This window comes from Streptomyces colwelliae, from assembly GCF_048158785.1.
Classification (GTDB): domain Bacteria; phylum Actinomycetota; class Actinomycetes; order Streptomycetales; family Streptomycetaceae; genus Streptomyces.
This window is the reverse complement of sequence record NZ_JBLTJC010000437.1, coordinates 1-7915: the sequence shown is the minus strand read 5'-3', so window position 1 is coordinate 7915 and position 7915 is coordinate 1. Positions and strand designations below refer to the sequence as shown.

The 7915-nt window shown below is 71.4% G+C and carries 7 protein-coding genes; 6 read left to right on the top strand and 1 reads right to left on the bottom strand.

Annotated elements, in window-relative coordinates; all coding sequences use genetic code 11:
• The 6 genes from ACNFOC_RS46795 to ACNFOC_RS46770 form a co-directional block, all read left to right on the top strand.
• Positions 1–1155 (top strand): DUF4190 domain-containing protein (locus ACNFOC_RS46795; RefSeq protein WP_416965094.1); only part of this gene is annotated, 1155 nt, incomplete at its 5' end.
• A gap of 147 nt (positions 1156–1302) precedes the next feature.
• Entirely contained in the window at positions 1303–2055 is a 753-nt protein-coding gene (locus ACNFOC_RS46790) for a GntR family transcriptional regulator (RefSeq protein WP_393763460.1), read from the top strand.
• A gap of 342 nt (positions 2056–2397) precedes the next feature.
• Positions 2398–2589, top strand: coding sequence for an SPOR domain-containing protein (locus ACNFOC_RS46785; protein WP_416965096.1), 192 nt, complete (start codon positions 2398–2400; stop codon positions 2587–2589).
• A gap of 31 nt (positions 2590–2620) precedes the next feature.
• On the top strand, positions 2621–3031 hold the full coding sequence (locus ACNFOC_RS46780) for a (deoxy)nucleoside triphosphate pyrophosphohydrolase (RefSeq protein ID WP_416965093.1): 411 nt from the start codon (positions 2621–2623) through the stop codon (positions 3029–3031).
• Positions 3032–3185: 154 nt separating this feature from the next.
• Positions 3186–3593: an ATP-binding protein gene (locus tag ACNFOC_RS46775; protein ID WP_416965095.1), complete on the top strand. Its 408-nt coding sequence runs from the start codon at positions 3186–3188 to the stop codon at positions 3591–3593.
• 262 nt (positions 3594–3855) lie between these two features.
• Complete coding sequence (locus ACNFOC_RS46770; protein WP_416965092.1) at positions 3856–6576, top strand: SpoIIE family protein phosphatase; 2721 nt, start codon at positions 3856–3858, stop codon at positions 6574–6576.
• A gap of 64 nt (positions 6577–6640) precedes the next feature.
• Here ACNFOC_RS46770 and ACNFOC_RS46765 read toward each other — a convergent pair.
• Positions 6641–7915 (bottom strand): hypothetical protein (locus ACNFOC_RS46765; protein WP_416965091.1); only part of this gene is annotated, 1275 nt, incomplete at its 5' end.

Sequence of the window (7915 nt, the reverse complement as noted above, 5' to 3'; positions counted from 1 at the left end):
CCCTACGCCCCGTACCCCCAAGGCCCGCAAGCTCCTCAGGGTCCCCCGAGTCCCTACGGACCCCAGCCCTACCAGACCTGGTCCCAGGGCTACACCCCGTACAACACCCCCGCGCCCCTCAACGGCATGTCCGTCGCCGCCCTCGTGCTCGGCATCCTGTGCTGCGTGCCGGGTGTCGGATTCGTCCTCGGGCTGGTCGCGCTGAACCAGATCAAGAAGCGGGGCGAGCGCGGCCGGAGCATGGCGGCGGCCGGCATGGTGCTGTCGGCGTTCGGGCTGATCGTGTGGGTGCTCGGGGCGACCGGCGTGGCGAGCGACGTCTGGGACGGCGTGAAGGACAGCGCGCGGACCAACTCGAGCACCTCTCCCGTGAAGGGCGAGTGCTTCGACGCGCCCAGCGGTTCGCTGGAGGGCATGACGTACGACTTCGACGTGGTGTCCTGCGACGGCGAGCACGACGGTGAGGTGTTCGCCGTCGTGCGGATGGGCGGCGGCTCGTACCCCGGGGACAAGAAGGTCACCGCCACCGCCGACGACAAGTGCTACGCGCTCCAGGACACCTACGCCATGGACGGCTGGGCCGTACCCGACGACGTGGACATCTACTACGTCACCCCGACCTCGCAGAGCTGGAGCCTGGGCGACCGCGAGATCACCTGCGTGTTCGGCAACACGGACGAGGAGGCGAGCCTGCCCGGGGGTTCGCTGCGCAACGACGCCACGACCCTCGACTCCGACCAGGTCGTGTATCTGAAGGCGGCCCACGTCCTCAACTCGGCGCTGGACTCGGCACCCGACGCCCAGTACGTCGAGGACGACCTGCCGGGGCACAAGGCCTGGGCGGGCCGGGTCTCGACGGCGCTGACCCGGCAGGCCGACCTGCTCGACAGCCATGAGTGGCCCGCTGCTTCCGAGAAGCCGGTCGCGGCCCTGGTCAAGGATCTGCGGGCGGCGCAGAAGGAGTGGGCGGAGGCGGCCGCGGCCTCCGACGCCGACGAGTTCTACGCGCACTACGACAAGGGCGCCGACCTGATCGACCCCCAGAAGTCGGTGACCGCACGCAAGGCTCTGGGGCTCGCCACGACCCCTCCGTCGTACGACGAGAACGACGGTGGCGGGGACGGCGGGGGAGACGCCGGCGGCATGGAGGTGTGACGGCTCCTATAGCGGGGAGAAAGTGCCTGGGTAAAGCCCACACCGGGGATAAGTCATCACATCGAGTGATTCTCTGGCCTTTGCTTGCATGGCACAACCCACGGTTGCCAGGCTGTTGCTGTCTGTACAACCTGATGGGAGCGGCCAGTGACATTCGGTGAGCAGCCGGCGTATCTGCGCGTCGCGGGTGATCTCCGCAAGAAGATCGTCGACGGCCAGCTGCCCCCGCACACCCGGCTCCCCTCGCAGGCCAGGATCCGCGAGGAGTACGGGGTCTCCGACACGGTCGCCCTGGAGGCGCGCAAGGTGCTGATGGCCGAGGGGCTGGTCGAGGGCCGCTCCGGGTCGGGGACGTACGTACGTGAACGTCCCGTGCCGCGGCGCGTCTCCCGCTCCGGGTTCCGGCCGCCGGCCGGTGCGACCCCGTTCCGGCAGGAGCAGGCCGAGGGGGAGGCGCGTGGCACCTGGGAGTCCAGCAGTGAGCAGGTCGAGGCCGGCGGCACCATCGCCGAGCGGCTCGCGCTCCAGCCCGGTGAGCGCGTGATGTGCACGAAGTACGTGTTCCGGGACGCCGGCGAGACGATGATGCTCTCCACGTCCTGGGAGCCCCTCGCGGTGACCGGCCGTACGCCCGTGATGCTGCCCGAGGAGGGGCCGCTCGGCGGCATGGGGGTCGTCGAGCGGATGCGCGCCATCGACGTCGTCGTGGACAACGTCACCGAGGAGGTCGGCGCCCGGCCGGGCCTCGCCGAGGAGTTGCTCGCCCTGGGGGGAGTCCCCGGGCATGTGGTCCTGGTCATCCAGCGCACGTACTACGCCTCGGGCCGCCCGGTGGAGACGGCCGATGTCGTGGTCCCGGCCGACCGCTACCGGATCGCCTACCACTTGCCGGTCAAGTAGCGCACCGAGTAGTGCGCCCAGTGTGAAGTAGTCCACCCCTTACGGCATTTGTCGCCGGAACCCGCCAATCCGCCCTGCCCTGCGCGCCGTTGGATTCCGGTCTTTCTCGCAGGTCGTTCACGGCACCTGTAGCGTGCCTCTCACCGGATGCATCGAGGTGCGCCAGCGGCGCGTTCGCCGTCGTGCGCCCCCTCCGTCCTGGCTGGTTGCGTACCTCTTTGTGAAAAGCCGTATTCGCTGCGTGAAGGTTAGGCGTAGGCTCCGGCATATGCGGATTGCGGTTTCCTTATGGGGTGGGGCACGGCACGAACCGCGAGCAGGAGGCGGAGGGGCGCGATGGCGATGAACGACGGCACGATCACTCTTCCCTGGCTCGTGATACGGCAGGACGACAACGGCAATCGCTACCGCGTGGGGCGGTACGCGACCCGCGCCGAGGCCCAGAAGGTCGCGGACAGCCTCGACGACCGCGGGCACAAGCAGCTCTACTGGGTCGAGCGGATCGGGCAGAGCGAGGACGCCACCCGCAACTGACCGCGCCCCCGCGCCCCGTAGGCTCCGGCGCATGACGACACGGATCGTGGTGGTCGGGGCCGCCCTGTTCGACGGCGGCCGACTGCTCGCCGCCCGCCGCAGCGCACCCCCCGAACTGGCCGGGCGCTGGGAACTCCCCGGCGGCAAGGTCGAGCCCGGCGAGCGTCCCGACGCGGCGCTGGTGCGCGAGTTGCGCGAGGAACTCGGCGTCGACGCCGAGACCGTGGAGCGCGTCCCGGGGCAGTGGCCGCTGAAGCCGCCGTACGTCCTCCAGGTCTGGACGGCTCGGCTGCTCCCCGGCTCGGCGGAGCCCGAGCCGCTGGAGGACCACGACGAACTGCGCTGGCTCGCCCCCGCCGACATCTGGACCGTCGACTGGCTCGACCAGGACGTGCCCGCCGTACGGGAGGCGCTCGCGCTGCTGGACGCCGGGGCGCGCTGAAGTCGTCGTGGACCGAGATGGTGGAGCGCGCCGGGATCGGCGTACGCCGTTCGTGCCACAGTGCGCCCTTGGGGACGGTACCGGGCCCTGGATATCGGGTATGTGCCCATTAACCCCATGAAATCGGACATGGGTGAGCTGGCTGGCCCGGGATGTGATCGGCTTGATCGACACCGAAGGCGACTGCGCCGAGTGGACCTTTCCCGCGGAGCCCGGAGCCGTCCGCACCGCGCGCTCCGCCGTCCGCGGCCAGTTGCGCGACTGGGACCTCGACGCCCTCGCCGACATCGCGGCGCTGCTGGTCAGTGAGCTGGTGACCAACGCGCTGCGGCACGCCACCGGCCCCATCGGCGTCCGGCTGGTCCGGCCCGCCGACGCGGCCGGTGTGCTGCTGGTCGAGGTCTCCGACCCGCTGCCCGATCCGCCCCGCGAGCGCGTCGCCCGCCCCGAGGACGAGAGCGGCCGGGGTCTCCAACTGGTCGCCGGCGCCTGCGTCCGCTGGGGCACCCGGCCCGGGCAGACGGGCAAGACGGTGTGGTTCGAACTGGCCGTACCCAGGTGAGCCGAGGGCGAACACAGCTGTACGAACCGGACAGCCGTGTCCATCGACTGGTTCAGGCCTGTGACGGTTGTCGTCAGGCGTGGTTCGACTGCGTGTCCGCTGGTTAGAAGACTGGGAGTGTTGTCGCAGGCAGGTCCGAAATGCATCGGGATTGTCCTGTGATCGTGAACACCGTGTTGTGCGGCGCCGTAGTGCTGGATACTGCGGGCAGCCGCCCCCGGTGACCGGTGCCGGACGCGGTGAGCTGGAGGGGACGGTTCGCGTGAGCGAGATACCAGCGAAGGCCACGGAGTCCGAGGACCCGTCGGACCGCGCGAGGGCTGAGGCCGCGGGTCACATCGACGTGCCCGGCGGCGACGGCGTGTCCGCCGCGGACGTCATGGCCGGCATGTCCGGCGGCGACGCGATGACCGTCGGCGACGCCATGTGGCAGAGCAGCCCGCCCGGCTCGATCTACGACTACATCAAGGTCGCCTCCTTCTCCATAGGCCCCGACGGGCTCGTCGACCAGTGGAGCCTGCGGGCCGAGCAGCTGTTCGGCATCCCCACGGAACGCGCGGTGGGCATGGATCCCATCGAGGCGTTCGTCGACCCCGAACTGCACGAGCGCGGCCAGCGGAAGATGGCCGAGATCCTGGACGGCCGGGAGTGGACCGGAGTGGTCCCCTTCAAGGTGCCGGAGACCGCCGGGGGCGAGCCGGGCAAGGAGGGTCTCGCCGAGGTCTATGTGATGCCGACCCGGACCGAGGAGGGCGAGCGGGCCGCCGTCTGCATCGTCGTCGACGTCCGCATCCTGCGTCGCATCGAGACCGACCTCGCCGCCTCGCAGTCGATATTCGGTCAATCTCCGTTCGGGTTCCTGCTGATCGACCCCGACCTGCGGGTCCGGCGGGCCAACCAGCAGATCGCCAACACCTTCGGCGGCTCCCCCGACGACCACCGCGGCAACGGCGTCCAGGACTATCTCCAGAGCCCCGAGGCCGAGCGGGTCACCGCGACCCTGCGCCGCGTCCTGGAGACCGGCAACTCCATCACGGACATGCACGTCACCGGTTTCGTGCCCGGTTCCGAAGAGCGCCGCCACTGGTCCATCAACCTCTACCGCGTGCACAGCGGCAGCGGCCGCCCCATCGGCATCGCCTGGCTCGGCACCGACGTCACCGCCCGCCGCGCCGCCGCCCGCGAGGCCGCCTCCGCGCGGCGCAATCTCGCCCTTCTGAACGAGGCCGGCGCCCGCATCGGGAACTCCCTCGACCTGGAGACCACGGCCCGCGAACTCCTCGACGTCGTCGTCCCCGGCTTCTGCGACCTCGCGACCGTCGACCTCTACCAGGGCCTCCTCGCCGGCGACGAGACCCCGCCCGGCCGCGCCGACGGCAGCGCGGAACTCCGCCGGGTGGCCTTCGCCAGCGCGGTCTCCGACGCCCCCTTCGTAGGCGGCGGCGCACCCGTCGCCGTGGGCGCGGTCCACCACTACCCCTTCAACTCGCCCTGCGCGGACGCCCTGCGCACCGCCCGCCCGCAGTACGTCCCCGCCGAGGAGGGCGGCCCGGTCCAGTCCACGCTGGCCGTGCCGATGGTCGCCCACGACACCGTCGTAGGACTCGCGCAGTTCGCCCGTACGAAGGGCAGCGAGCCGTTCGGGGACCGGGACCGGGATCTCGCGGTGGAGCTGGCGGCGCGGGCCGCCGTCTGTATCGACAACGCCCGGCTGTACCGGCGCGAGCACGAACGGGCGTTGATACTGCAACGGTCCCTGCTCCCGCCCGGCGACCCGGAGGCCTCCGGCCTCGACATCGCCTGCCGCTACCTGCCCGGGAACGCGGCGACGGAGGTCGGCGGCGACTGGTTCGACGTCATCGAACTCCCCGGCCACCGCACGGCGTTGGTGGTGGGAGACGTGATGGGCCGAGGTCTACGCGCGGCGGTGGCGATGGGCGAACTCCGCACGGCGGTCCGCACGTTGGCCCTCCTGGACCTCGAACCGGCCGAAGTCCTCTCGGCGTTGGACGAGATCGCCCGCGGCCTGGGCACACCCGGCGGAGTCCAGCAGGCCACCCGGGCGGCCCGCCGCCCCCGAGAGGCGGACCTGGCGGAGGTATACCTGGCTACCTGCATCTACGCGGTCTACGACTCGGTGACCAGGCGCTGCACCTTCGCCAACGCGGGCCACCTCCCGCCGGTCCTGGTGGAACCGGGCGAGGCCGCGCTCATGCTCGACGTCCCGCCCGGCATGCCCCTGGGAGTCGGCGGCGAACCCTTCGAGGAGGTCGAGGTCGAACTCCCCGAAGGCGCACTGCTGGCGCTCTACACGGACGGACTGGTCGAATCCCGCGACCACCCCCTGGACGAGGGCCTCCAGGCGTTCGTAGGCGCGCTGACGGACCCGGCGACGCGCAATCGCCATACGTCCGACGACCACCCCCACGCCAGGACGGCCCTGAACGCGGACACCCACCGCGACCTGGAGGACGTCTGCGACCACGTCCTCAGCACCCTCGACACCCACCACGGCGAGGACGACATCGCGCTCCTCATGGCCCGCGTCCAGGGCCTGCCGGCCGACTCGGTCGGCGACTGGACCCTGCCGCGCGAACCACGCAGCGTGGGCCGCGCCCGCGAGTACGCCCGCGCCCAGCTGAAGTCCTGGGACCTCGAACCCCTCATCGACACCACCGAGTTGCTCGTCAGCGAACTGGTGACGAACGCGCTGCGGTACGGCGAGGGCGAGATCAGGCTGCGGCTGCTGCTGGACCGCACCCTGGTGTGCGAGGTCTGGGACGCGGGCCTGGTCCAGCCACGCCGCCGCCGCGCCCGCGACACGGACGAGGGCGGCCGGGGCCTCCAACTGGTCGGCCTGCTGTCGGCGGCCTGGGGCTCACGCCGGACACCACGCGGAAAGACGGTGTGGTTCGAACTGCCGTTGCCGGACGGGGAGAACGGGATGGTGGATCCGGCGGAGGCGTTGCTGAGCCTGTTCTGACGACTCCGACCGCGCTGACGGCTCCGGCTGCTCTGATTGTGCTGGTTGTGCTGGGGCGGGTGTTCTACGTCGGTGGAAGGCCCCGGCGTTTCCGGGTGGCCGGTCCGCCGAAGGTGAGGGGTGGGCCGCCGTCCGGGTCCTCGCCGAGGAGGATCCCGCCGAGGACCGCCCCGCCGACCCCGCTGGTGTGCTCGCCGGCGGCACCGGCGTACGGGTTCCCGTGCACCCGGACGTCCTGCTCGGCCGACTCCCTGGCCTCCAGCGCGGGTACGCCGGCTGCGGCGGGGTCGGTTTTGAGCAGCAGTTCCGCTTCGGCAAGCCGGGTCCGGGCCTCTGCGCCCACGGCACCCCGGTGCGTCGCCACGAAACCGTCCGCCGAGCCGACGTCGCTCCGCCCCACGAGCCACGCGGCGGCACCGAGGACCCCGTCCCGCGTCCCGCTCAACGGCAGCAGGGCCTGGACGATGCGGCGCAGGGCGTCGAGGGGGTCGTGGTCGTGGGAGCGGTCGCCGGTCAGTTCTTCTCGTACGGCGGCGAGGGTGGTGTGGGCGTGGGCGAGGCGGGTGCGGAGCGGACCGGTGGGCGTCTTGGTTGTCGCCCTGGCGATCTCGGCTTCCGCGCCGGTGAGTGCGGCCGGTACCAACTCGGCCGCGGCGGCGAGTGAGTTGGCGAGCCGGTCGACGGCGTTCAGGAAGGTGTCGGCCTGGCTGATGGCGCCCTCGGCGGCGCGGAGGGAGCGGATGGCTTCGCCGGTGTGTCCCAAGTCGGCGGCCTGGCGGGCCTGGTTGAGGTGGGTGGTGGCGAACACGAGCCGGTCCTTGGCCTGTTCGACGTATCCGGTGACGCTCGTGGTCGTGGTCGTGGTCGAGGTTGGGGTTGGGGTCGAGATCGGGGTTGCGGGTGCTGGGTAGTGAGGGTGCTGTAGGCCGGCGAGTGTGGCTGCCACGCCCCCTGTACGGCCGGTCAGTTCGCGGAACCGTGCCTCCGCGACGCCGAGCGCCTCGTTCATCTCCCGCTCCAGCGCCCGGAGTTGATCGAACGCCGGTGCTTCCGTGTCCAGTCGCCGTCCGGCTTCGGCGCAGCGTCCGACGATGCCGGCGAGGGCCTGTCGCCGGGCGGCTTCTTCTTCCGGGACCCCTTGGCCGTAGCGCAGGCGTATCGCGAAGGCGGCGGAGAGCTCACGCTCGGCTTCCCGCAGGGCTCGTACGAACGGTTCGACGGCCGTCGCCCCGAACCGGGCCTCGGCGAAGGCGAGTTCCTCGCGGCTGGTGCGCAGGCAGTCGTCGGCCTGGACGAGGGCGGCAGCGGCCTGGCGTTCCAGTACGGGGAGTGGGGTGAC